At 69.1% G+C, this 24,361-nt stretch carries 23 protein-coding genes and 2 pseudogenes; 18 read left to right on the forward strand and 7 right to left on the reverse strand.

The genetic code is table 11. The annotated features are described in order from the left end of the window. The 18 genes from ACLD0U_RS14180 to ACLD0U_RS14265 form a co-directional block, all read left to right on the forward strand. A partial coding sequence (locus tag ACLD0U_RS14180) for a primosomal protein (RefSeq protein ID WP_410341005.1) occupies window positions 1-1,540 on the forward strand: 1,540 nt, incomplete at its 5' end. Further along, window positions 1,540-2,577, forward strand: coding sequence for an HAD-IIA family hydrolase (locus ACLD0U_RS14185; protein WP_224818909.1), 1,038 nt, complete (start codon window positions 1,540-1,542; stop codon window positions 2,575-2,577). The genes ACLD0U_RS14180 and ACLD0U_RS14185, both read left to right, overlap by 1 nt. Window positions 2,578-2,643: 66 nt before the next feature. Beyond that, window positions 2,644-2,811: a hypothetical protein gene (locus ACLD0U_RS14190; protein ID WP_179410468.1), complete on the forward strand. Its 168-nt coding sequence runs from the start codon at window positions 2,644-2,646 to the stop codon at window positions 2,809-2,811. Next, on the forward strand, window positions 2,811-3,608 hold the full coding sequence (locus tag ACLD0U_RS14195; protein ID WP_206549541.1) for a TlyA family RNA methyltransferase: 798 nt from the start codon (window positions 2,811-2,813) through the stop codon (window positions 3,606-3,608). The genes ACLD0U_RS14190 and ACLD0U_RS14195 overlap by 1 nt, the downstream gene beginning before the upstream one ends. Beyond that, complete coding sequence (locus ACLD0U_RS14200) at window positions 3,605-4,510, forward strand: NAD kinase (RefSeq protein WP_179410470.1); 906 nt, start codon at window positions 3,605-3,607, stop codon at window positions 4,508-4,510. The genes ACLD0U_RS14195 and ACLD0U_RS14200 overlap by 4 nt, the downstream gene beginning before the upstream one ends. Beyond that, complete coding sequence (recN, locus tag ACLD0U_RS14205) at window positions 4,507-6,195, forward strand: DNA repair protein RecN (protein WP_410341006.1); 1,689 nt, start codon at window positions 4,507-4,509, stop codon at window positions 6,193-6,195. The genes ACLD0U_RS14200 and recN overlap by 4 nt, the downstream gene beginning before the upstream one ends. 17 nt (window positions 6,196-6,212) lie before the next feature. After that, complete coding sequence (locus ACLD0U_RS14210) at window positions 6,213-7,910, forward strand: CTP synthase (RefSeq protein WP_410341007.1); 1,698 nt, start codon at window positions 6,213-6,215, stop codon at window positions 7,908-7,910. 7 nt (window positions 7,911-7,917) lie between these two features. Then, window positions 7,918-8,499, forward strand: coding sequence for an NUDIX domain-containing protein (locus ACLD0U_RS14215; RefSeq protein WP_206549544.1), 582 nt, complete (start codon window positions 7,918-7,920; stop codon window positions 8,497-8,499). 1 nt (window position 8,500) lies between these two features. Beyond that, window positions 8,501-9,403, forward strand: a complete 903-nt coding sequence (gene xerD / locus ACLD0U_RS14220; protein ID WP_410341008.1) for a site-specific tyrosine recombinase XerD — start codon at window positions 8,501-8,503, stop codon at window positions 9,401-9,403. A gap of 106 nt (window positions 9,404-9,509) precedes the next feature. Then, window positions 9,510-10,382: a ParA family protein gene (locus ACLD0U_RS14225; protein WP_179410475.1), complete on the forward strand. Its 873-nt coding sequence runs from the start codon at window positions 9,510-9,512 to the stop codon at window positions 10,380-10,382. After that, window positions 10,366-11,202 (forward strand): segregation and condensation protein A, encoded by an 837-nt coding sequence (locus ACLD0U_RS14230; RefSeq protein ID WP_224818913.1) that lies wholly within the window; start codon window positions 10,366-10,368, stop codon window positions 11,200-11,202. The genes ACLD0U_RS14225 and ACLD0U_RS14230 overlap by 17 nt, the downstream gene beginning before the upstream one ends. Next, a complete protein-coding gene (gene scpB, locus ACLD0U_RS14235) occupies window positions 11,192-11,791 on the forward strand; it encodes an SMC-Scp complex subunit ScpB (protein ID WP_206820192.1) in 600 nt (199 codons plus the stop codon). Before ACLD0U_RS14230 ends, scpB begins: the two co-directional genes overlap by 11 nt. Then, complete coding sequence (locus ACLD0U_RS14240) at window positions 11,788-12,558, forward strand: pseudouridine synthase (RefSeq protein ID WP_179410478.1); 771 nt, start codon at window positions 11,788-11,790, stop codon at window positions 12,556-12,558. Before scpB ends, ACLD0U_RS14240 begins: the two co-directional genes overlap by 4 nt. Beyond that, the gene (locus tag ACLD0U_RS14245; RefSeq protein WP_206549547.1) at window positions 12,555-13,679 is read left to right on the forward strand and encodes a prephenate dehydrogenase; all 1,125 of its coding nucleotides are present in this window, start codon (window positions 12,555-12,557) and stop codon (window positions 13,677-13,679) included. Before ACLD0U_RS14240 ends, ACLD0U_RS14245 begins: the two co-directional genes overlap by 4 nt. Then, window positions 13,672-14,379, forward strand: a complete 708-nt coding sequence (gene cmk / locus ACLD0U_RS14250) for a (d)CMP kinase (protein ID WP_179410480.1) — start codon at window positions 13,672-13,674, stop codon at window positions 14,377-14,379. The genes ACLD0U_RS14245 and cmk overlap by 8 nt, the downstream gene beginning before the upstream one ends. A 2-nt stretch (window positions 14,380-14,381) precedes the next feature. Next, window positions 14,382-15,905 carry a ribosome biogenesis GTPase Der gene (gene der, locus ACLD0U_RS14255; RefSeq protein WP_179410481.1) on the forward strand — a complete coding sequence of 508 codons (1,524 nt, stop codon included), beginning with the start codon at window positions 14,382-14,384 and terminating at the stop codon, window positions 15,903-15,905. A 110-nt stretch (window positions 15,906-16,015) separates the two neighbouring features. After that, window positions 16,016-17,086, forward strand: coding sequence for a Glu/Leu/Phe/Val dehydrogenase family protein (locus ACLD0U_RS14260; RefSeq protein ID WP_224818917.1), 1,071 nt, complete (start codon window positions 16,016-16,018; stop codon window positions 17,084-17,086). 51 nt (window positions 17,087-17,137) lie between these two features. Continuing rightward, complete coding sequence (locus tag ACLD0U_RS14265; RefSeq protein WP_410341009.1) at window positions 17,138-18,268, forward strand: NUDIX domain-containing protein; 1,131 nt, start codon at window positions 17,138-17,140, stop codon at window positions 18,266-18,268. Between the two features lie 236 nt (window positions 18,269-18,504). Here the strand turns inward: ACLD0U_RS14265 and ACLD0U_RS14270 are convergent, their stop codons facing one another. The 7 genes and pseudogenes from ACLD0U_RS14270 to ACLD0U_RS14300 form a co-directional block, all read right to left on the reverse strand. Beyond that, window positions 18,505-20,187 carry an HNH endonuclease signature motif containing protein gene (locus ACLD0U_RS14270; protein WP_410341010.1) on the reverse strand — a complete coding sequence of 561 codons (1,683 nt, stop codon included), beginning with the start codon at window positions 20,185-20,187 and terminating at the stop codon, window positions 18,505-18,507. Window positions 20,188-20,257: 70 nt separating this feature from the next. Beyond that, window positions 20,258-20,473 (reverse strand): annotated as a pseudogene (locus ACLD0U_RS14275) (integrase core domain-containing protein); the annotation flags it as partial. 1 nt (window position 20,474) lies between these two features. Continuing rightward, a pseudogene (locus ACLD0U_RS14280) lies at window positions 20,475-20,621 on the reverse strand (helix-turn-helix domain-containing protein); the annotation flags it as partial. A gap of 318 nt (window positions 20,622-20,939) precedes the next feature. Next, window positions 20,940-21,479 (reverse strand): RNA polymerase sigma factor, encoded by a 540-nt coding sequence (locus ACLD0U_RS14285; protein WP_410341011.1) that lies wholly within the window; start codon window positions 21,477-21,479, stop codon window positions 20,940-20,942. 8 nt (window positions 21,480-21,487) lie between these two features. Continuing rightward, window positions 21,488-22,054, reverse strand: a complete 567-nt coding sequence (locus ACLD0U_RS14290; protein ID WP_410341012.1) for a hypothetical protein — start codon at window positions 22,052-22,054, stop codon at window positions 21,488-21,490. A gap of 120 nt (window positions 22,055-22,174) precedes the next feature. Further along, entirely contained in the window at window positions 22,175-23,842 is a 1,668-nt protein-coding gene (locus tag ACLD0U_RS14295) for a DUF5671 domain-containing protein (protein WP_410341013.1), read from the reverse strand. Beyond that, complete coding sequence (locus ACLD0U_RS14300; RefSeq protein WP_410341014.1) at window positions 23,842-24,297, reverse strand: hypothetical protein; 456 nt, start codon at window positions 24,295-24,297, stop codon at window positions 23,842-23,844. The genes ACLD0U_RS14295 and ACLD0U_RS14300 overlap by 1 nt, the downstream gene beginning before the upstream one ends. Between the last annotated feature and the right edge of the window lie 64 nt (window positions 24,298-24,361).

The raw sequence follows: 24,361 nt of genomic DNA on the forward strand, positions 1-24,361 counted from the left end.
GTACCGCGGCGACCGGGATCGTCCGCAGGGCGACCGCCCGTACCGCGGCGATCGTGACCGCCAGCAGGGTGACCGCCCGTACCGCGGCGACCGGGATCGTCCGCAGGGCGACCGCCCGTACCGCGGCGATCGTGACCGCCAGCAGGGTGACCGCCGTCCCTACGGCGACCGTCCGCAGGGTGACCGCCGTCCGTACGGCGACCGTCCCCAGGGCGACCGTCCGTACCGCGGCGATCGTGACCGCCCGCAGGGTGACCGCCGTCCGTACGGCGACCGTCCCCAGGGCGACCGCCCGTACCGTGGCGATCGTGACCGCCAGCAGGGTGAACGTCGTCCCTACGGCGACCGTCCGCAGGGCGACCGCCCGTACCGCGGCGACCGGGATCGTCCGCAGGGCGACCGCCCGTACCGTGGCGACCGGGATCGTCCGCAGGGCGACCGCCCGTACCGCGGGGACCGGGATCGTCCGCAGGGTGACCGTGCCTACCGGGGCGACCGTGACCGTCCGCAGGGTGACCGTCGTCCCTACGGTGATCGTGACCGCGACCGCTCCCAGTACGGGCGGGATGACCGCGGCTCCAAGCAGTCGTACCGCGACCGTCCCCGCGGGGGAGTGGACCGGCCGCAGAACGAGTACGCGCCGGTGCGCGAACGCGTACCCGAGCCGCCGCTGCCCGAGGAGATCACTCCGCAGGATCTGCACCCGGCCGCGCGCAACGAGCTGAAGACCCTCAGCAAGGAGAACGCCGAGCAGGTCGCTCGGCACCTGGCGATGGTCGCCCGTCTGATCGACGATGAGCCGGCACGCGCGCACGAGCACGCGCTGGCGGCTTCGCGTCGCGCCGGCCGTATCGCCGTCGTGCGTGAGACGCTTGCCATCACCGCGTACGCCACAGAGGACTTCGCTCTTGCCCTGCGTGAGCTGCGCACCTACCGTCGCATCTCGGGCAAGGACGACCAGATCGCCCTGATCGTTGACAGCGAGCGCGGCGTCGGCCGTCCTGACCGGGCCCTCGAAGAGGGACGCGGCGTCGACCGGGCCGCGCTGACCCCGGATGTGCGCGTCGCCCTGGCAATCGCGATGTCCGGTGCGCGCCTCGACCGCGGCGAGACCGAGCTCGCGCTTGGCGAGCTCGAGATCCCCGAACTCAACCCTGACCGTGCCTTTGAATGGAGCCCGGCGCTCTTCTCGGCATACGCCGCCGTGCTCGAGGACCTCGGCCGCGCGGACGAGTCGGCTTTCTGGAACCAACGTGCCGAGGTGGCGACGTCCGCTCTCGGCCTGGACGGCCAGTTCGACGAGATCTTCGTCGAGGATGGACTCGTCGAGGACTTCGACGATGACTTCGAAGAGCCCGCTGACGACGCCGCAGATGACACTGCAGACGACGCTGCTGACGCCGCCGACGCTGTTGACGCTGTTGACGCCGCCGACGGCACTGCAGACGCTGCTGACACAGCAAGCTCCGACGACAACGCTGAGCCTGTAGCATCCGACGACTCCGCATCCGACGAGACCGAAGGGGAGCCCGAGCGCTGATGGCTCTGTTCCGCCGCGCGAAGCCGGCATCCACTCCGCTGACCGACCGCGACGCTCTGCTCGCCGATCTCGATGGCGTCGTGTATGCCGGACCTCACGCGTTGCCGCACGCGATCGAGAACCTGAACCGCGCCGGTGAGTCGATGCGCCTCGGGTACATCACGAACAACGCTTCGCGGACGGACGCCGATGTCGCGGCTCACCTCACGGATCTGGGCCTCACCGTCGCACCCGACGAGGTCGTCACGAGCCCCCAGGCCGCGATGCGCCTGCTGTCGACGATCGTGCCGGCCCCGGCCACGATCCTGATCGTCGGCGGCGAGGGACTCGTGGTCGAGGCACAGAAGGCCGGTTACACGGTGACGCGCAGCGCCGAGGATGCCCCGGCCGCCGTCGTGCAGGGCTTCGCCCCCGAGGTCGCCTGGACCGACCTCGCCGAGGCCGCTTTCGCGCTCAAGCTGCCCGAGGATGAAGGTGGCATTCCCTGGATCTCGACCAACACCGACTGGACGATTCCGCGCGAGCGGGGTGTCGCGCCCGGTAACGGCACGCTCGTGTCGGCCGTGCACACCGCCATCGGACGGCTGTCGACGGTTGCGGGCAAGCCCGAGAAGCCGATCTTCGAAGAGGCCGTCGCACGATTCGGCGCACAGCGGCCGCTCTTCCTCGGCGACCGCCTCGACACCGACATCGCTGGCGCCGTGCGCGCGGGCATCGACTCGGCTCTCGTGCTGACCGGCATCGACCGTCCTAAGCACGTGCTGGCCGCGCCGCAGGGATCGCAGCCCGACTACATCCTCGCCGACCTGCGCGACCTGCACGCTCCCTACCCGGCTACGACCGAGAAGGACGGCGTCTTCACGGTCAACGGCGCCTCGGTGCGCGTCGTGGATGCCGACGTGCAGATCCTCGCCGAGGGGCAGACGCAGATCGATCTGCTGCGCGCCGGTGCCGCGGCGATCTGGGCGACCGGGCGCGCAATCTACGCGTTCCGCGTGCCCGAGCGCCTCTACGCCGACCCGTTCCATCGCCCCTGAGCGCCATCCGTCCACAGGTCAGGGCGTCGCCATCGTCTGCCGCGGCGCACGGGATACAGTGGACGGATGGAGCACCCGCGTGACGAGCCGACCGACGCGCTCTGGAGCCGCCTGCGCCTCATCGAGGGGCAGCCGCTGGCTGATCGTGCCGCCGCGTATGCAACCGTGCACGACGAGCTGATGAAACGGCTCGAGAGCGCTCCGCGCACCGACGACCGCGACGCGGTCCGCTGATGCCCCGGCTCGACGCTGCTCTCGCCGCGCGCGGTCTGGCGCGCTCGCGCACGCACGCGGCCTCGCTGATCGCCGACGGGCTCGTGCGCATCGACGGCGTGATCGCGATCAAGGCCTCGACGGCGGTGACGGACGACGCGGACCTCGCCGTCGACGGCGGTGATCACTACGTGAGCCGTGGGGCGCACAAGCTCATCGCCGCATTGGACGGCTTCGACGTGGCGGTGCAGGGCCGCCTGGCACTCGATATGGGTGCCTCGACCGGTGGCTTCACGCAGGTGCTGCTCGAGCGCGGCGCGCGGCGCGTGCTCGCGGTCGACGTCGGACATGGCCAACTGGCGCCCGCTCTCGCGGCTGATCCGTCCGTCGTGCTCGTCGAGGGCTTCAATGTGCGCCATATGACCGCGCAGACCCTTGCCGAGGCCACGGGCGAGCCCACGCGCCCGGATCTCATCGTGGGCGACCTGTCGTTCATCTCGCTCGCGCTGGTGCTGCCCGCGGTGGCCGAGACCGCTGGTGCGCACGCCGATATCCTGCTGCTGATCAAGCCGCAGTTCGAGGTCGGGCGCACGGCCGTCAAGGGCGGCCTGGTCACCAGCGCCGCGGCTCGCGTGGACGCGGTCGAGCGCACGTTGTGGAGCGCGCACGATGCCGGGCTCGGAACCCTCGGCATCCTGCCGTCGCCGATTCTGGGTACGCACGGCAACGCCGAGTACCTGGTGCACCTCGCTCCCGGGCGCGGCACCGATCCGTCACAATGGACGGAGCAGATCGCACAGTTGGCAGGAGGACGATGAACGAGCGCCGCATCCTGGTCGTCGCCCACGCCAAGCGGGAGGACACCGTCGTCGCGGCACGGCGAGTCGTCGATGCCCTGCGTGATGCCGGAGCGACGCCTGTGCTGCCCGCGCCCGATCACGGCGAGTTCGCCGAGATCGACGAGCGGTTCGCCGACGTGGCAGTGCTGGGCGAGGAGATCGCTGCCGAACAGCTGGAGTTGGCCATCGTCCTCGGCGGCGACGGCACGATCCTGCGCGCCGCCGAGCTGGTCCGCGGTTCCGGGGCACCGGTGTTGGGTATCAACATGGGCCACGTCGGCTTCCTCGCCGAGATCGACCGGGACGACATGGATGCTGCCGTGCACCGCGTCATCGACCGCGACTACGAGGTCGAGGAGCGTCTGGCACTGTCGGTGCGCGTCAAGGACGTCGCCGGTGAGGTCGTCTACGAGACGTGGGCGCTGAACGAGGCCACCGTCGAGAAGGCCAGCCGTGAGCGCATGATCGAGGTGGTCGTCGAGATCGACGGGCGCCCGCTGTCGAGCTTCGGCTGCGACGGCATGGTCGTATCGACTCCGACCGGATCGACCGCATACAACTTCTCGGCGGGTGGACCGGTGATCTGGCCCACCGTCGAGGCGATCGCCGTCGTGCCGCTGTCGGCGCACGCGCTCTTCGCCAAGCCCCTCGTGGTCGGGCCCGAGGCCTCGGTCGCGATCGAGATGCTTGAACGCACCGATGGCACGGGCATCCTGTGGTGCGACGGTCGCAGGTCGCACGAGCTGCCGCCCGGAGCACGCGTCGTGGTGCGCCGCTCGGCGCAGCCGGTGCGGCTGGCGCGTCTGCACCCGACCGCGTTCACGAACCGCCTCGTGCGCAAGTTCCACCTGCCTGTCGCCGGATGGAGGGGCGCACCATGATCGACGAGATGCGCATCCGCGGGCTTGGCGTCATCGATGACGCCGTGCTCCCCCTCGGACCGGGGTTCACCGCCGTGACCGGTGAGACCGGTGCGGGCAAGACCATGGTCGTCACCGGGCTGGGCCTGCTGCTCGGCGCGCGCGCGGACTCGTCGGCGATCCGGGCCGGCGCGTCACAGGCATCCGTCGCGGGCGTCTGGGTCGTGCCGCAGCAGGGCGCGGTGACCGACATCGTCACCGACGCCGGGGGAGAGCTGGAGCCGGCGGGGGATGCTGCCGAGCTGTACGTCTCGCGCACACTCAGCGCCGAGGGGCGCAGCCGTGCCAGTGTGGGCGGTCGTCCGGCACCGGCCGCCGTGCTCTCGGCCCTCGCCGAGGAGCTCGTCGTTGTGCACGGCCAGTCCGACCAGCTGCGCCTGCGGTCGGCCGCCGCGCAGCGTGATGCGCTCGACCGGTTCGGCGGACAGGTCGTCGCCGACGCCGTCGCCCGGTACTCCGAGCGCTACCAGGCGTGGCGAGCGTTGGATGCCGAGATCACCGAGCTCTCTGAGAACCGCGACCGGCGCGCGGCTGAGGCCGCGCAGTTGCGCGAGCAGCTCGCCGAGATCGAACAGCTTGAGCCGCAGCCCGGTGAGGACGTCGAGCTCAATGAGCGCGCCGAACGCCTGGCGAACGCCGAGGAGCTGCGTGTGGCGGCATCCGTGGCGCGTTCGGCGCTCTCAAGTGAAGAGGATGCCCCGGACGTGACGGCGCTGGTCGCCGAGGCGCGGCGGTCGCTGGAACGCGCTCCGGATCCGCAGTTGGCCGGGATCGCCGAAGGCCTCACCGATCTCGGTTACCGGACGGCCGACCTCGCACTTCAGCTGTCGGGCTACCTCGCCGACCTCGACGACTCGGGCCCGCACGAGCTCGCGGCCGTCGAAGAGCGCCGCGCCGCGATCGGCGGGCTGATCCGGCAGCACGGGTCGCTCGAGGCGGCGCTGGAGGTGTGGCGCACCGGATCGTTGCGTCTGGCCGAGCTCGACGACGACGGCGACCGCATCGAACGCCTCGAAGCCGACGCCGCGCGCGTCCGCGACGAGCTCGACGAAGCCGCGTCGGCATTGACCGCCGTGCGCACCGATGCCGCGGCCCGCCTCTCGCACGCCGTCACCGAGGAACTGCACGCCCTCGCGATGCCGGATGCCCGATTCGAGGCACGTGTCTCGGCCGGAGCCGAATCGCGCCATGGTCGCGACGACGTCGCCCTGCTGTTGGCGCCGCACCCCGGCGCCGAGCCGCGCTCGGTCTCGCGAGGTGCCTCGGGCGGTGAGCTGTCGCGCGTGATGCTCGCCATCGAGGTCGTCATCGCCGGAACCGACCCGGTTCCGACCTTCGTCTTCGACGAGGTGGATGCCGGCATCGGCGGCGCCGCGGCGATCGAGGTCGGCAGGCGCCTGGCGCAGCTGGCCCGCACGTCGCAGGTGATCGCCGTGACACACCTCGCCCAGGTGGCGGCGTTCGCCACCAACCACCTGTCGGTGGTGAAATCCCATGATGGTGCCGTGACAGCATCCAGCGTCACGCGTCTGTCGGGGCAGCCGCGCGAGGCCGAGATGGCCCGTCTGCTCTCGGGACTCGCCGATTCCGACGCCGCACTGACCCACGCCCGTGAACTGCTGAGCCTCGGCTCGAGCGCGACCTGATAGGATAGAAGCCCGTGATGAACTCTTCTGCAGCGGGACCCGACAACGACACCACAGCCACCACGAAGCACATCTTCGTGACGGGCGGTGTCGTTTCGTCTTTGGGTAAGGGCCTCACCGCAGCCAGCCTCGGAAACCTGCTCACGGCACGCGGACTCCGCGTCGTGATGCAGAAACTCGATCCGTATCTCAACGTCGATCCGGGCACCATGAACCCGTTCGAGCACGGCGAGGTCTTCGTCACGGACGACGGTGCTGAGACCGACCTCGACATCGGTCACTACGAGCGCTTCCTGGGCATCAACCTGTCGCGCGCCGCGAACGTGACGACCGGGCAGGTGTACTCGCAGGTCATCGCCAAGGAGCGCCGCGGCGACTACCTCGGCGCGACCGTGCAGGTGATCCCGCACATCAGCGACGAGATCAAGCGGCGCATGCGCCTGCAGGCCGACGAGACCCCCAAGCCCGACGTGATCATCACCGAGGTCGGCGGCACGGTCGGCGACATCGAGTCGCAGCCGTTCCTCGAGGCCGCGCGCCAGCTTCGTCACGAGCTGTCCCGCGACAACGTCTTCTTCGTTCACGTCTCGCTCGTGCCGTTCATGGGCGCCTCGGGCGAGCAGAAGACCAAGCCGACCCAGCACTCGGTGGCGGCTCTTCGCCAGGTCGGCATCCAGCCCGATGCGCTGGTGCTGCGCAGCGATCGTCCGGTCAGCGAGAGCAACCGCAACAAGATCGCGCTGATGTGTGACGTCGACAACGACGGCGTGGTCAACACCGTCGACCTGCCGAGCATCTACGACATCCCCTCGACGCTGAACGAGCAGGGTCTGGATTCGTACATCATCCGCCGCCTCGGCCTGGACGCCAAGGCACGCGACGTCGACTGGACGCGCTGGAACCAGGTGCTGCACGCCGTGCACAACCCCAAGCACGAGGTCACGATCGGCCTGGTCGGCAAGTACATCGACCTGCCCGACGCCTACCTCTCGGTGACCGAGGCGCTCAAGGCCGGTGGCTTCGCTCAGGAGACCAAGGTCAACATCCGCTGGGTGCCCTCGGACTCGTGCGAGACGCCCGAGGGTGCTGAGAAGGCGCTCGGTGACCTCGACGGCATCCTGGTGCCGGGTGGCTTCGGCATCCGTGGCATCGAGGGCAAGGTCGGCGCGCTGCGCTTCGCACGCGAACAGGGCATCCCGACCCTGGGCCTGTGCCTGGGCCTGCAGATGATGGTCGTCGAGTTCGCCCGTCACGTCGCCGGCATCGACGGTGCGTCGTCGACCGAGTTCGACCCCGAGACTGGGGCACCCGTGATCGCGACGATGGCCGAGCAGGTCGAGATCCTCGACGGCGGCGACCTGGGCGGCACCATGCGTCTGGGCCTGTACGAGGCGGCGCTGAGCGAGGGATCGCTGGCCCGCGAGCTGTACGGCGCAGAGATGGCATCCGAGCGCCACCGCCACCGCTACGAGGTCAACAACGCCTACCGTGCGCGCCTGTCTGAGGCAGGGCTGGTCTTCTCGGGACTCAACCCCGAGCTCGACCTGGTCGAGTACGTCGAGCTGCCGCGCGACGCGCACCCGTTCTACATCGCGACCCAGGCGCACCCCGAGCTGCGTTCGCGTCCGACCGAGCCGCACCCGCTGTTCCGCGGTCTCATCGGCGCGGCCATCGAGCGACACCGCTCGAGCGAGCTGTTCAGCGAAGACGACTGATCAACGGATGACGCAGTTGCAAGACGAGCCGTTCGCGCCCGAGGTGATCAGCAGCGATCTGATCCACAACGGTTGGGTGTGGGACGTGCGCTCCGACCGGATCCGGTACGGTGACGGCGAGATCGTGCGCGAGTACGTCGCGCACACCGGCGCGGTCGCGATCGTCGCGCTCGACGAGGATGACCGGGTGCTGTTGATTCAGCAGTACCGGCATCCGATCCGTCATCGCGACTGGGAGCTGCCCGCCGGTCTGTTGGACGTGCCGGGGGAGGACCCGCTGTGCGCCGCACGGCGGGAACTCGCCGAGGAGACCGACATCACCGCCGAGCACTGGGAGCACCTGGTGTCGTCGTGGACGACGCCCGGCGGCAACGACGAGATGATCCACGTCTTTCTCGCCACCGGGATCTCGGCGGCCGAGGTCGCCCACGCCCGCGAGGCGGAAGAAGCCGACATCCGTGTGGAGTGGGTGCCGCTGGCAGAGGCTGCGGATGCTGTGCTTGCCGGGCGCATGCACAACGGCATCCTCTCCATCGGCGTGCTCGCCGCGGAGCGGCGGCTGCGTCTGCAACGGCACGACAAGGGCTGACGTGCAGCTCGATCGGGCGCTGGACGCGTACCTGCGGCACGTCACGATCGAGCGCGGCCTGTCGGAGCACACGATCGCGGCCTACCGCCGCGATCTGGGCGGGTACGTCGCGTGGCTCGAGGCGCGCGGGGTGTCGACGACGGATGCCATCACCGCGACGATCGTGTCGGAGTTCATCGCCGAGAGATCGAGCGCGCAGCCGCCACCGGCGGCGACCAGCCTCGCACGGCTGCAGTCGGCGGTGCGTGGTTGGCACCGGTTTCTCGCGCGGGAGGGCATCGCGCAGGACGACCCCTCGGCGCGGTTGCGTCCGCCGAAGACGCCGCAGCGGTTGCCGAAGGCGCTGACGATCGAGCAGGTCGAGCGTCTGCTGGCCGCGCCCGCGCCGGACGAGCCGATCGGCATCCGCGACCGTGCCCTGCTGGAGCTGTTGTACGCCACCGGGGCGCGTGTGTCGGAGGTCGTCTCACTCGATGTCGACGACCTCGCCCACGGCGATGTTCTGCGCGTGCGAGGCAAGGGCGACAAAGAGCGGATCGTGCCGGTCGGGTCGTACGCCAGAGCCGCAGTGGAGGCGTACCTGACCCGGGTGCGCCCAGCGCTCGCGGCGAAGGGTGCGGCGTCGGCGCGTCTGTTCCTGGGAGCACGGGGGGCACCGCTGTCGCGTCAGAGCGCCTGGCTGGTGATCCGCGCGGCCGCCGAGCGCGCCCAGATCGTCGCCGATGTGTCACCGCACACCCTGCGGCACTCGTTCGCGACGCACCTGCTGCAGGGCGGCGCTGATGTGCGCGTGGTGCAGGAGCTGCTGGGCCACGCGTCGGTCGCGACGACGCAGATCTACACGCACGTGTCGGTGGACACTCTGCGCGACATCTACGCCACCTCGCATCCGCGGGCGCGCTGAGCCCGCACGAGGCGGCCGGTTGCCGCGCGCCGAGCGGAATCCCGGCCGTCGTACGGCTACAATCGACCAAGCACGGAAGGCGGAAACGGTGGCGCAGAAGGCGACGATGTCCAGGTCGAAGACAAACCAGGGAGACGATGTTCCCCTGGGGCCGACCGGTCGTCCCTACCAGGGCTTCGCCACACCGGCACCGCTTGACAGCCACGGGCCGGCGCGCATCATCGCGCTGTGCAACCAGAAGGGCGGCGTGGGCAAGACCACGACCTCCATCAACCTCGCCGCGTCGCTCGCCGAGTACGGCCGCCGCGTGCTGGCCGTCGACTTCGACCCGCAGGGCGCGCTCTCGGCAGGGCTGGGTATTCCCACGCATGACGTGCCGACCGTCTACGACCTGCTGCTCGACATCAAGCGCGACGCGCACGAGGTGATCGTGCCCTCGAACGTCGAGAACCTCGACGTGCTGCCCGCCAACATCGACCTGTCCGCAGCTGAGGTCCACCTCGTCAACGAGGTGGCCCGCGAGACGATCCTCTCGCGCGTGCTGCGCCAGGTGTCCGGCGAGTACGACGTCATCCTGATCGACTGCCAGCCCTCGCTCGGTCTGCTCACCGTCAATGCGCTCACCGCCGCGCACGGCGTGCTGATCCCGCTGGAGTGCGAGTTCTTCGCACTGCGCGGTGTGGCGCTGCTGATCGAGACGATCGACAAGGTGCGCGACCGACTGAACCCCTCGATCACGCTCGACGGACTGCTCGCGACCATGTACGACCCGCGCACGCTGCACTCGCGCGAGGTGCTCGAACGCGTTGTCGAGGCATTCGGCGACGACGTGCTCGAGACCGTGATCGGCCGCACGGTCAAGTTCCCCGATGCGTCGGTGTCGGGCGTGCCCATCACCGAGTTCGCGCCCGAGCACGCCGCAGCCCAGGCGTACCTGCGATTGGCGCGGGAGCTGGTCGCCCGTGGCGCTGTCGCCTGACACCGAGCCGGCCACGGCGGCAGAGCCCGCTGAGTCCTCGGACGGCTTTCGCATCTCGCTGTCGAACTTCGACGGACCGTTCGACCTGCTGCTGAACCTCATCTCGAAACATGAACTCGACATCACCGAGGTGTCGCTGAGCCGGGTCACCAACGAGTTCATCGCGTATCTGAAGGAGCTCGACGGCGAGGAGGAGCTCGAGCAGGCCTCGGAGTTCCTGGTCGTGGCCGCGACGCTGCTCGACATGAAGGTCGCCGGGCTGCTGCCGCAGGGCGAACTGGTCGACGCCGAAGCCGTCGCGCTGCTCGAGGCACGCGATCTGCTCTTCGCACGTCTGCTGCAGTACCGCGCCTTCAAAGAGGTGTCGTCGTGGTTCTCACGATGCCTGCAGCGCGAGGAGCGCCGGCACGTGCGCGCCGTACCGCTCGACGAGAAACACCGCAGCCGCACGCCGGAACTGGTGTGGTCGCTGTCGGCATCCGACTTCGCGGCCCTGGCGATGCTCGCGTTCGCACCCAAGCAGATTCCCACCGTCGGGGTCGACCATCTGCATGCGCCACTGGTCAGCATCCGCGAGCAGGCGGCGGTCGTGGTGACGCTGCTGCGCAGCGCCGAGTCCCTCACCTTTCGCGACCTCGTCTCGGGCATCACCGAGCCGGGCGTCGTCGTGGCGCGGTTCATCTCGGTTCTGGAGCTGTACCGGCATGCCGCGCTGTCGTTCGAGCAGCTCGAGCCGCTCGGTGAGCTGACACTGCGCTGGTCGGCCGAGAGCTGGTCGGACGAGCAACTGGCGACGTTGGGCGCTGACTATGACCGTTGAAGGAGCATCCGTGCAGAACGACGCCGAGCCCGAGACGCCGCTGGCCGAGCGCATCGAGGCGATCCTGCTGATCGTTGACGAGCCGATCGCGCTGGTTGCGCTGGCCGCCGCCGTGCACGCGCCCGTGCCGGCTGTGCGCCAGACGCTGGAGGCGCTGGTCGAGGACTACGACGGTCGCGGCGCGGGGCCGCGGCGCGGCTTCGAGCTGCGTGAGGTCGGCGGGGGCTGGCGCCTGTACGTGCGCGAGGACCACGACGATCTCATCGCCGATTTCGTCGGGGGACAAGCGCCCGCCCGCCTGTCGCAGGCCGCATTGGAGACGCTCGCGGTGATCGCCTACAAGCAGCCGGTCACACGCGGGCAGGTCGCGTCGATCCGTGCGGTCAACGTCGACTCGGTGGTGCGCACGCTGCTCGGACGCGGCCTGATCACCGAGCTGTTCGCCGACGCCGAGACCGGCGCCATCAACTACGGCACGACCGACGCGCTGCTCGAGCACCTCGGTATCAACTCGATCGACGAGCTGCCGCCCATCTCGCCCCTGCTCGATGACGGGGCCGACGGATTCGACGAAGGGACGCTGCGATGACCGGCGACGACACCACCCCCGCCCCCGAGGGCATCCGCCTGCAGAAGGCTCTGGCCAACGCCGGGGTCGCCTCGCGCCGGGTGATCGAGCAGTACATCGTCGAAGGGCGCATCCGCGTCAACGGCCGCACGGTGACCGAGCTCGGCACCCGGATCGACCCCGAGAACGACCTCATCGACGTCGACGGCACCGCCGTACAGCTCGACGTCTCGAAGCGCTACGTGATGCTCAACAAGCCCACCGGCGTGGTCAGCACCATGAAGGACGAGAACGGGCGGCCCGATCTGCGGCGCTTCACCAAGGACTGGCCGGAACGGCTCTACAACGTCGGTCGCCTCGACGCCGAGACCAGCGGGCTGCTGATCCTGACGAACGACGGCGACCTCGCGCACGTGCTCGCGCACCCCTCGTTCGGGGTCACCAAGGTGTACATCGCCAAGGTCGAGGGGCGCGTCACGGCACAGACCATTGCGACGCTGACGCGCGGCATCGAGCTGGAGGATGGGCCCATCGCAGCCGACAAGGCACGGCTGCTCGACTCGTCGGGCGACTCGAGCCTGGTGGAGCTGACGCTGCACTCGGGTCGCAACCGGATCGTGCGGCGCATGATGGCTGCGGTCGGGCATCCGGTGATCGATCTCGTGCGCCGTCAGTTCGGCCCGCTGCACCTGGGAACGCTCCCGGTCGGCAAGGCACGCGAGTTGACTAAAATCGAACGTGGCGCGCTGCTGACTCTCTCGCGCCAGGATTCCCGGGAGAACGAGTGAGCGAGACCACCGGCGTGCGTGCACCCCAGGTCGCTGCGCGACTCTCGGGCACGGTGCGGGTCGTCGGCGCCGGCCTTCTCGGCGCCAGCATCGGCCATGCCCTGCGCGCGAAGGGGGTCGACGTCGTTCTCGCGGACGCCTCGCCGTCGCAACTGCGCCTGGCCATCGACTACGGTGCCGGACGCGCGGCCCGCGACGATGACGCCCCGACCCTGATCGTCGTCGCCGTGCCGCCGGATGTGACGGCCGACGTCATCCAGGCCGAACTCGCCGCGTACCCCGGTGCCGTCGTCACCGACGTCGCCAGCGTGAAGTTGCAGCCGTTCGACCAGTTGCGCGCCCGGGGCATCGACCTCACCCGCTACATCGGCTCGCACCCGCTGGCCGGGCGCGAACGCGGCGGGGCGATCTCGGCGCGCGCCGACCTGTTCATCGGTCGCCCCTGGGTGGTGTGCCGCGACGAGCAGACGCGGCCCGCTGACCTGGCCCTGGTCGAAGCGCTCGCCCTCGACGTCGGCGCGATGCCCCTGGAGATGACCCCCGAAGAGCACGACCGTGCGGTGGCCATGACCTCGCACGTGCCGCAGGTGGTGGCAAGTCTGCTCGCCGCCCGGCTGGCCGAGGCCGACGAGGGATCGCTGCGTCTGGCAGGTCAGGGCGTGCGCGACACCACGCGCATCGCCGCGTCGGCGCCCGAGCTGTGGGTGCAGATCCTGGGCGCCAATGCGGCTCCCGTCGTCGAGGTGCTCGATGCGCTCGCCGACGACCTGCGGAACGTCGCGGACGCGCTGCGCGCTCCGGATGCTGCCGGCGCGCGCCGTACCGTGGCCGACGCCATCCGCCTCGGCAACGAGGGCGTGGAGCGTCTGCCGGGCAAGCACGGTCAGAACCGTCGATTCGAGACACTGGTCGTCATGGTCGACGACACCGCCGGTCAGCTGGGGCGCCTGTTCGGCGAGCTCGGCGAACTGGGCGTGAACGTCGAGGACCTTCGCCTGGAGCACTCTCCGGGCGCCCAGTTCGGTCTCGCTGAGATCAGTGTCGCGCCGGCCGCGCTGCGCGGTGCGATCGAGGGACTGGAAGAACGCGGCTGGCGGATTGCGGGGAACACCAATGACTGACCTCTCGACGGACTCGGCGCACCAGGCGCGCAAGTTCATCGCGATCGACGGCCCGGCCGGGTCGGGCAAATCCAGCGTCTCGAAAGAGGTCGCCCGCCGGCACGGCTTCGGCTACCTCGACACGGGCGCGGCCTACCGGGCGCTGGCCTGGTACGTGCTCGACCGTGGATCCGACACGGCGGATGCCACGGCTGTGCGGTCGGCAGCATCCGACTTCCCGTTCGCTCAGGCACTCGACCCCGATGACCGGCGCGTGTCGGTGGGCGGCATCGACGTGACCGACGCGATCCGCGAGCCGCGGGTGTCGTCCGCGGTCAGCGGCGTCGCGCGCGTGCCCGAGATCCGGGCGCAGGTGAACGAGATGTTCCGGCGGATCGTGGCGGAGGCCGAGTACCCGGCCGTCGTCGTCGAAGGCCGTGACATCACCACGGTGGTGGCGCCGGACGCCCCCGTGCGCATTCTGCTGACCGCCGCCCCCGAGGTGCGCGCCGCGCGCCGCGCGGGCGAACTGGCCGGCGAGAACGCCGCAGCTGTCGCGGAGGCGCTGCACAAGCGCGACGCGTCCGACAGCACCGTCGTCGACTTTCTCAACGCCGCCCCCGGCGTGAACGTCGTCGACTCCACAGACCTTGATTTCGCGCAGACCGTCGACGCCGTGCTTGCGGTCATCGACCGGCGCGACGCAGACACAGGAGCATGAACATGGCCGACGAAGAAGAATACGAAGGCGCGCCCGACCAGCTCGCTGACAAGCTCGCCGCGATCGACGAGAACGCTGCCGAGCAGCGCGCCGACATGATGCGCGCGACGCTCAGCGACTACGAACTCGACGAGGACGACGCCGACCTGCTGGCGGGACTCGCGCTCGGCGAGGACGGCATCGAGTACTCGCCGGCGCTGCCGGTGGTCGCCATCGTGGGACGCCCGAATGTCGGCAAGTCCGCTCTGGTGAACCGCATCCTCGGGCGCCGCGAAGCCGTCGTCGAGGACACGCCGGGCGTGACCCGCGACCGGGTGACCTACAAGGCCGAGTGGATGGACCGGCGCTTCTCGCTGGTCGACACCGGCGGGTGGGAGCCCGACGCCAAGGGCATCGACCGGTCGGTCGCCGCCCAGGCCGAGGTCGCGATCGACCTCTCGGACCTGGTGCTGTTCGTCGTCGACGCGAAGGTCGGTGCCACATCGACCGACGAGCACGTCGTCAAGCTGCTGCGCAAGAGCGGCAAGCCGGTGTTCCTCGTCGCCAACAAGATCGACGACGCGCGCCAGGAGCCCGAGGCAGCCGCGTTGTGGAACCTGGGGCTGGGCGAACCGCACCCGGTCTCGGCGATCCACGGTCGCGGGGTCGCCGACCTGCTCGACCTGGTCATGGCGAAACTGCCCGAGGTCTCGGCCGTGGCCAAGGCCGAGATCGGCGGGCCGCGTCGCGTCGCGATTCTCGGACGCCCGAACGTGGGCAAGTCGTCGCTGCTGAACAAGGCCGCGGGCGAGGAGCGCGTGGTCGTCAACGACCTCGCCGGCACCACACGCGACCCGGTCGACGAGATCGTCGAGATGGGCGGCAAGATGTGGCGGCTGGTCGACACCGCCGGCATCCGCCGTCGTGTGCACCTGCAGCAGGGCGCCGACTTCTACGCATCGCTGCGCACGTCTGCCGCGCTGGAGAAGGCCGAAGTCGCCGTCGTCGTGCTCGACGTCAGCCAGCCCATCAGCGTGCAGGACCTGAACATCATCGACATGGTGCTCGAATCCGGGCGCGCGCTCGTGCTGGCGTTCAACAAGTGGGACCGCCTGTTCGACGACGACATGGAGAACATCGACCGCCGCCGCTACCTGGAGCGCGAGATCGAGCAGGATCTGGCGCACGTCGCGTGGGCTCCGCGCGTGAACATCTCGGCCAGGACCGGGCGCCACCTCGACAAGCTCGTGCCCGCCCTTGAGCTGGCGCTGGAGAACTGGGACCGCCGCATTCCGACCGGCAAGTTCAACGCGTTCATCACCGAGCTCGTCGCCGCGCACCCGCACCCGCTGCGGGGCGGCAAGCAGCCGCGCATCCTGTTCGGCACGCAGGCGTCGACGCGTCCGCCGACGTTCGTGCTGTTCACGACGGGCTTCCTCGACCCCGGCTACCGCCGATTCGTGCAGCGCCGTCTGCGCGAGCTGTACGACTTCGAGGGAACGCCGATCGTCATCAACATGCGTGTGCGGGAGCGGCGCAAGAGATAGCATCCGACGCGTTCACGCGGGATAATGGGAGGTTGAAGCCGCGACCCCGCGGCGACAACCACAGTGCCCATGACACAGCGCCCACAAGGCCCGCGTGAAACGAGGATGCGATGACGCACACCCTGCCCCTGCCGGAGTTCACCCACGAGCGGGTGGAGGTGATCACCGGGCCGCGCAGTGGACTGTTCATCGCCGTGGCGCTGCACTCGTCTGTGCTGGGCTCTGCCCTCGGCGGTGCGCGGCTGTGGACGTACCCGCACTGGAGCGATGCTCTCGGTGACGCTCTGCGGCTCTCGGCGGCGATGACGCTGAAGAACGCGGCGGCCGGGCTCGACGCGGGTGGCGGCAAGTCGGTGATCGGTCTGCCGCCGGGCACCGTGCTCGACGCCGACCGTCGCCGTGCGGCCTTCCTCGACCTCGGTGACGCCGTCGAGCTGATGGGTGGGCTGTACCGCACCGCGGAAGACGTCGGTTCGACCACCGATGACATGCTGACCGTCAGCGAACGCACGCAGCACGTCGTCGGGTTGCCCTCGACCGTGGGCGGCTCGGGCGAGCCCGCGGGGCCCACGAGCCTCGGCGTCTACGCGTCGTTGCGCGCGGTGCTGGAGCGGGTGGCTGGATCGTCGGATGCCCGAGGTCGCCGCATCGTCATCTCGGGCCTGGGCCAGGTGGGCGGTCGTCTCGCATCGCGCCTGGCGGAGGACGGCGCCGAGCTGACCGTCACCGACATCAACCCGGCACGGCGGGAGTTCGCCGCGTCGATCGGGGCGACCTGGGTGGAACCGGGTACCGAGCACCTGGTGGCCGGCGATGTCTTCGTGCCGGCCGGTATCGGCGGCGTGCTGACCGATGGGGTCATCGACGCGCTGGACGTGAAGGCCGTATGCGGTCCCGCGAACAACCCGCTTGCCGACCACTCGGGCGCAGGGCGCCTGGCGGAGCGGGGCATTCTGTACGCGCCCGACTTCGTCGTGAACGCGGGTGGCGTGATCTACCTCGATCTGGAGGCCAAGCAGATCGGTACGAGCGACGAGATCATGGCACGAGTGGCCGGCATCGGCGACACGGTCGGTCGGATTCTCGACGACGCTGCTGAGCGCGGTGTGACCCCGCTGCAGGCAGCCGAGGAGCTGGCGGCGGCGCGTCTGCGGGCTGGGGCCGAGCTCGGGGTTCGGTAACGCGCGCACACTGAGCGTGCCGCGGGCGGTGCGGCGTGGAAAGGTGGAGGGGTGAGCATCATCCCCCCGGCGCCTGGAGAACCGCGCCGCCCGCAGGGCCCCCGCAATCCCGGAGACGCCTGGGTGGTCGCCGAGACGGGCGAGAAGTACTGGGGCCGATTCGGTGCCGCCGGGCTTCTGGCCGTCGACTCTGTGCGTGGTGTGCTGCTGCAGCACCGCGTGGGCTGGAGCCACTTCGGCGGCACGTGGGGGTTGCCCGGAGGGGCGCTCCACGAGGGGGAGTCCGCGCTCGTCGGCGCGATTCGCGAGGCGCAGGAAGAGGCCGGGGTGCCGGACGGTGCGGTGCGTGCGCGCTTCACCCGGGTGCTCGATCTGAAGATCTGGTCGTACACGACCGTCGTCGCCGATGTGGTCGAACCGTTCGAACCGGTGATCAGTGACCCCGAGAGTCTCGCGCTCGAGTGGGTGCCGGTGGATGCCGTCGATGAGCGGCCGCTGCACCCGGGCTTTGCCGATGCCTGGCCGGCGCTGCGAGCCTTGTTGGCGGTGCGACCCTCGATCGTGGTGGATGCTGCCAACGTGATCGGCTCGGTGCCGGACGGCTGGTGGAGAGACCGCGCCGGTGCCGCCGAGCGGTTGCATGATCGGTTGGCGGTATGGGCGGCTGCGGGAGTCGAGCCGGGGGTGCCTGGCGGGGCTGGGGTGCCCGAGGCGCTTGGGGAGTCTGAGAAGTTTGGGACGCTTGGTGAGCAGGGTGTCCGTTGGTATCCGGACGTCACGATGGTCGTCGAGGGCGTGGCGCGGAAGATGACTGGTGCTGGTGCTGGTGCTGGATCTGGCGCAGCGGTGGATGCGGGCGACGTCGGGGTCGTTGATCTCGGCGGCGGTGTGGATCTCGGGGGAGCGGGGGTCGGCGTAGCCGGGCTCGGGGCAGCTGGCGTCGGGGCAGTCGGCGTCTGGCGTGTCGGCGTCGGGGCTGTCGGGGTCGTGCGAGCGGACGGACACGGCGACGACGCCATCGTTGGTGAAGCGCGTCGCCTGGTCGCTGCGGGGCGTGAGGTTATCGTCGTCACGAGCGATCGCGAACTGCGGACGCGGGTCGAAGCGCTCGGTGCACGCACTCAGTCGGCCGGCTGGATGCGGGATCAGCTCGACGCTCGTTCGGCTCGCAGGGGGCGCTGAGCGCGCTCGGGCAGCTCGTTCAGACTGCTGAGGGTGCTCGTCCGGAGCATTGAGGGTGCTCGCTCGGTCGCTCGGTCGGTCGCTCGGTCGCTCGGTCGGTCGGTCGGTCGGTGAGATTCTTCGTCTGGTGAACCGGCTAGCCACTGAGCGCGTTCAGCTACTGAGCGTGTGCAGTTAGCGCGGTGTTGCAGTTGCGGCGTCGGGGCAGGCTGAGTCCTCCCGACGGTTGAAGCCAGCTAGAAGGGCGCCGGTGCGGCCCCTGGTGACGGGACGAACATCACGCGCCGAGGTGCGGCGTCGGCGTAGGTGGTTCCGTTCGGCGCGGTCCATTGCAGATCGCCCCCGGGAAGCTGCCTTGCTCTCCATCGATGCTGCTCAGGGATGTCGGGATGCTTGAGTGCGTGATGCGTCTTACACAGGTGCGCGAGATTGTCGAGTGACGTCGGCCCGCCGAGCGCATGATCGTGGTTGTGGTCGAGCTCGGTGCGGTGAATGGGCATACGACAACCGGGGAACCGGCAGTGCTGATCGCGTGCTTGCAGGAAGCGCCGCATGCCCGCGGTAGGCATGTAGGTGTCGGTCTCGGTGAGCTGCCCGGTCGGGTCGAGGAACAAGCGCGTCCACGCGGTGCTGCGTCCGGCGAAGGTGCGAGCGACCTCGGGGTGAAGCTCACCGTTTCCGTCGAGCTGCCCGGGACGGTCATCGTCACCCAGGAGCGTGTTGGCGCTGACGGTGACCTGCACGGTCGCCGTGATGTTGTCCATGCCTGTGCCGAGATCCTTTGACGGGGTGGCTGTCAACAGCAAGTCGGTGAGCACGTCGGTGCGGATCTGGTCGAGCGTGCGCTGGTCGGAGGGCAGGCGGATGATGGTCGGCCCGTCAGAGATCATTTGCTCGACGTAGTCCCAGTACGCATCGACGTCGTCGCCGAATGGGGCGTTGTCGAGCGGCACTGCCAACCCGTCGTAGAAGTCCTGCCCGGTGCCGATGCCGGCGCCGGTGCCGGTGCCGGTGTCGGTGCCGGAGTCGGTGCCGGAGTCGGTGCCAGGCGTGCTCACCACCGTGAGGTCGCTGTCGGGCACGCGGGCGGACTCGTCGCCGAGATCTTCGTGCAGACCAGAGTCGTTCTGCAGGGCAGAGTCGTTCTGCAGGGCAGAGTCGTTCTGCAGGGCAGGGTCCCTTTGTAGAGCAGGGTCGTTGTCGAGCTTGTCTTGTAGGGCGTCTTCGTCCATGGGGAGCACGGGGAAGGGGTTCTGATCGACGTTCTGGGTCTGGATACGGCCGAGCTGGGTGAGGCGGTCGTGAATAGCGATGGCGAGGTGCTCGGGCAGGACGACCTGCAGCAGGGCGAGCCCGTCGCCGACGGAGCGCACGGTGACGGTGCGCTCGGCCAGCGCCCGCTCGTGGCGTTCGGTGATGGTGTTGCCAGCCAATGCCGCAGCCACTTCGCGCGCATGGGTTCGCGTGCGCGATGGAGCCTCGGACTCGGCGAACACGACCGTAGCGGCCTCATACAGCGCCATCGTGCCTGCTTCGACAACCCCGTTCTGTACGGCCTCGCGCACGGGTGCGGCGGCGTGCAGGATCTCGTGTACATGCGCTGCAGTCACAGATCCGATACGGAACGATGCTTCGAGCATCGGATAGTCACCCGTGGAGAGGAACCGCGCATCGTCAAAGGCACGTTCCACGGCGCCTCGCGAGGAAGGCACAGCTGCGCAGTGTTCGGCGATCATCGAGCGCCAGATCGCGTCGCGATGCTGCGGTTGATCGGCCACATCGTCATCCATCAGAGCGACCCGCGCAGCCAGTAGATCTGAGGCACGGGCCTCGGCGCGGTTGATCTCGGCACGCACGGCGACCCACTGCTCGAGCAGCGCGGCCTGCTGCTGCATGCGGTCGACGAGTGGGGTGGACATGCCTCCAGATTAGAACAAATATTCTAACGATGCAAGCATATGGCTTCACCCTTCTGGAAGTTTCTCGAATCTAGTTGTTGTTCCCCGCGACGTTGCGAACACGAGACGCTGGAACCATCCCGTCGATACCTGAATGCGGGCGGTGGTGGTTGTAGTGATGGAGCCGCCGCGGGTAGCGGCCGGCATGCTCTTTCTCCGAGGTGTAGGGGACGGCCTATGCCCATTCGCTCGCGAGGGTTCGGTGGAACCGCTCAACTTTGCCATTGGTCTGAGGGCGGCAGGCCCGCACGATACCTGCGTGCCCACCTGGACGCTGTCGATGGCGAGCATTGGAAGCGCTCCGCAGCGAGGTCGACTGTCCATCCCTGGTCCATGATCAGCGCAGCGAGTCGGCGCCACCCCTCGGGAGTGAGCGGCGCGTTAGCGCGCGTCATGGTCCGCCCTTCGCCTCGTGCTCGTGGCCGTGGCCGTGGCGGTAAGCTCTCCGCTAACAAGCCCGACCAGCCAGATCGCCCACCCCAGCCCCGCAAGCCCGCTGCCAGCCATGGCAACTAATCCGAGCATGCCCGCCACCGCGCAGCAGGGCACAACAAGCCACCGCGCCCGGCGATGGGCGTGAACCCACGTTCGTTGATCGCGGTGAATCCCCGGCACATGGAATCCGATCGTGCGCGCCTGTGAGCCAGCGCCGGACGCCGCAACGAGAACAACGAGACCGAGAGACACTGAAGCGACGACAAGCAGCAAACCGTTCATGAGATATCACCGCTCTCCTCAAGCTGGTTCCGCAGAACGGCCCGCGCGCGCGAGAGCCGGCTGCGAATCGTCGCAGACGGCTTTCCGAGGATCGTTGCGACTTCTTCTTGCGTGAATCCCTCCCAGTAGACGAGCTCGATGATTTCCCTATCGAGCGGAGAGAGACATCTGACGAGCTCGCGCACATGCTCGACGAGTTCGGGATCGAACTCGTCTGATGGATGAACGCCGCCCGTAGCCAGATCGGCCCCCACCGACGCGCGAACCCGTTCCGAAAGCGCGGAGCGCCGACGTCGGCCACGCCGGTACTGGGAAAGGACCTTGCGCGCGATGCCGAACAGCCATGCCCTCCGCAGATCCGGCGCAACCGCGTCCCGCTGTTTTGATCTCCATGCGGCCAGGAATGTCTCGCTCACCAGATCAGCGGCGTCCTCCGGTGGCGACACGCGCCGCACGAAGAAGCCGAGGAGCCCCGGGGCTTCCTGCCGGAACGCGTCGGCCAGATCCCCGGGCACGACGGCGGCGTTGTCGCGCACCTGAACGCTCAATGCAGTTGTCCCGTGCAATCGGAAGTGCCCGCCACTTCGTCGCCGAACACGGCCAGGCCGTCAGGGACGGCAATCTGCCGCGCCATGGCGTCGAAGAATGACACCGAGTCGACGACCTCAGCGGTCCATTCGCCCTCGTCGTCCTCGCCGGGGACGAACGGGTTCGCGACAGCATCTTCGTAGATTCGCTGGCCGACTCCACTCCAGTCCTGCGATGTCAACCATTCGCGAAGCTGCGGGTTCTCTCCGCCGACCACAGAACCCACCCGCAGGGCATAAGTGCAGGTGACCTCCACCCCGGTGTCGGTGGCGTACTCGATGGGGATCCGCACGTCCGGATCGAAGTGGGGAGCGAACAGCGCCGCACCCGCGGTCAACGCGCCCGCAGCGACCAGGGCTCCCGGGATGAGCCAGAAGCTCCGACGACGGCGATTCACTCGGGTGCGCGCAGCCTCCGCTCGGGACGCATCGACGAGCGACTCCAATGCGGCTCTCGTGACAATCGAAGGCTCGTACGACTTCGTGCTGCCTCGTAGCAGCTCATCCACACTCGGCTTGCTCATGACACTCCCATTCCACCAGTGAGGGGAGCTCTTCCCCCGTCACTGATGTAATGGCCGGATCAATCGAAAGTGATGCATCGGGCTACCGACCCGTGTTCGCAACCTCCTGGGGAAGTACACCTAGTCGGCGAGAGGAACGATCATCGGTGCTGAGTCGGGAAGCGACACCACGATCACCCGCGGCGCCTGGATGCTCGCGAGCTCGCCGGGCAGATCCACGGGCGCGCGGGGAGCCGGGGTCGCTTCCGCGGGCGCGAGCGGAGCCAGGGTCGCTCCCTCCGCAGCACGCCACACCGTGACGGCGGCGCCGGTGCTCTCTGCGATCTGCGCGCTGAGCTGCGCCGTTCGGGGATCGTCAGCATCCGCCGTCACAAGGATGACGCGACCGATCGATGCACGACGCGCCGCGGACGGCGCGATGCGTCGGTCGTGGCGCCAGATCGCGAAGTGATAGCCGAATACGACAACTGTGGCGCTGAGCAGCCCGAGCGGAGCCCGGATCTGCTCGACCAGCGCGGCCGGCCGTGCGTCGTCGAGCAGGAAGTCGAACAGGCGGTATCCGATGATCAGCAGAGTGATCAGGCCGACGATCGCGCTCGCGCCGAACACGGCGACGAGGTACACACGGCGGGCGGGTTCGGCAGCATCCGCCGTCGTGGTGGTGTGTGTCGGACGCCACGCGACCCACCAGGCGATCGCGCCCACGGCGAGGGCGCTGATGCCTCCGAGCAACAGCGTTCGCGGCACATGCGCGCTCAGCGTCGGGGCGAGCACAGCGAGCAGGGCGTTGATGACCACTCCGAAACCGCTGGCCGCGCCGACCAATGCGATCGCCGAGATCACGAGGCGGCCGGCGAGGCGCGCGGTGTGCTCGCGCTGGGCGAGCACGGCGCTGTGGTGCACCCACACCGCCGCGGCGACCAGTACCGTCGCGACGGCGACGTCGAGCGGTGCGAGCACCTCGTTCGAGGGGGCGGTGTCGAAGATCAGACGCAGGCCGACGTACAGGGTCGTGCCGAGTGCGAACAGTTCTGCGCCCGCCGAGATTCCCACAATGGCCACGAGCAGCACGTCCGCGAAGACACCCGGGGTCGAACGTACCCGGTGGTAGAACCAGTGCCACCACCACAGGGTCGTTCCGAGCAGCAGCCAGACAAACCCCTGCAAAACGGCGATGGGCCACGGGCGTGACGCCGCCAGGACGTGAGAGGCATCTACCAGAGCCTCGGACAGCAACGCTGAGAGGGCGGACACAGCGCCGAAGGAGGCGATAGCCAGGGCATAGAGCGATGAGAGTTCGAGCGGTAGGCCGACAAGCCGAGTCGGTGCCGTCGCCGACCATGACCGCAGTCTGACGTGCCACAACCAGATTCCTGTCCACACGACGCCGCTCGCGAGTTGTCCCGGGCGCCAGTGGCCGTCGAGGCCCGCGGTCGCGGCGAGCCCGAGTGAGATCGACGCAGCGATGAGCGACGTCACGGTCATTGCCGTGACGTACAGCGCCCACACCAGCGAGGCGCGCTCGCCGGGGTCGGCGAGCCGGCGCCGCAGGAACCACCACAGTCCAGCGCCCAACGGCACGCCGATCACCGTGAATGCGAGCGAACGTGCGAGGCCTGCGTCGTCATCGACGAGTACCGCTCCTGCGCTGAGGGCGCGGTCGGCGAGTCCGCTCAACCCGGCGGCGGCGACGCAGACGAGCGCGAACAACAGGGCGTAGAGGATGATGCGCCGCACGATCGCCTGTGCGCTCCGCGGCGGCGGGACGGGAATTGCGGGGGCGGCCATCAGGGTGTGCCATTCGGATAGCAGATGGTGAATTGCCAGGGCGCACCATCGATCAGCCAGGTATCGCCGTCGCGCACGAGATCGAAGACCTCGTCGCTCTGGTACTCGTCGCTGATGGGTCCGGATCCGCTCACGGTGGTGATGACCACCCGCACGCGTGCGGTCTCATCGTGTTCGGTCGTGCTCACCAGCACGACGCGGTTCTCATCTGCGATTGGTGGCAGGCGATCGCAGTCTTCGGTGATCTCGGGGGCGAGCAGATCCATTGCCGCTGCCGTATCGCCGTCGTTCACCGCCTGCACGTAGCGCTGCACGACCCCTTCGGCGCTGTCGGGGTCGTACGTGGCTGATTGGCCCCGGGTGAGTACGGCGATCAACGCGATCGCGACGACCACCGCGACCAGCGCCAGAATCACCCAGAGGGCCAGCCGTGACTTGCGAGCATCGTCGCTCATGGCTCCCACGAACCTCTCTCCCGCTGCGGGTGGCAACATGCCGCATCCGCGCGGATGCCCATAG

Origin of the sequence: Microbacterium sp. 2216-1 (genome assembly GCF_046507855.1) — a bacterium.
Lineage (GTDB): Bacteria > Actinomycetota > Actinomycetes > Actinomycetales > Microbacteriaceae > Microbacterium > Microbacterium esteraromaticum_C.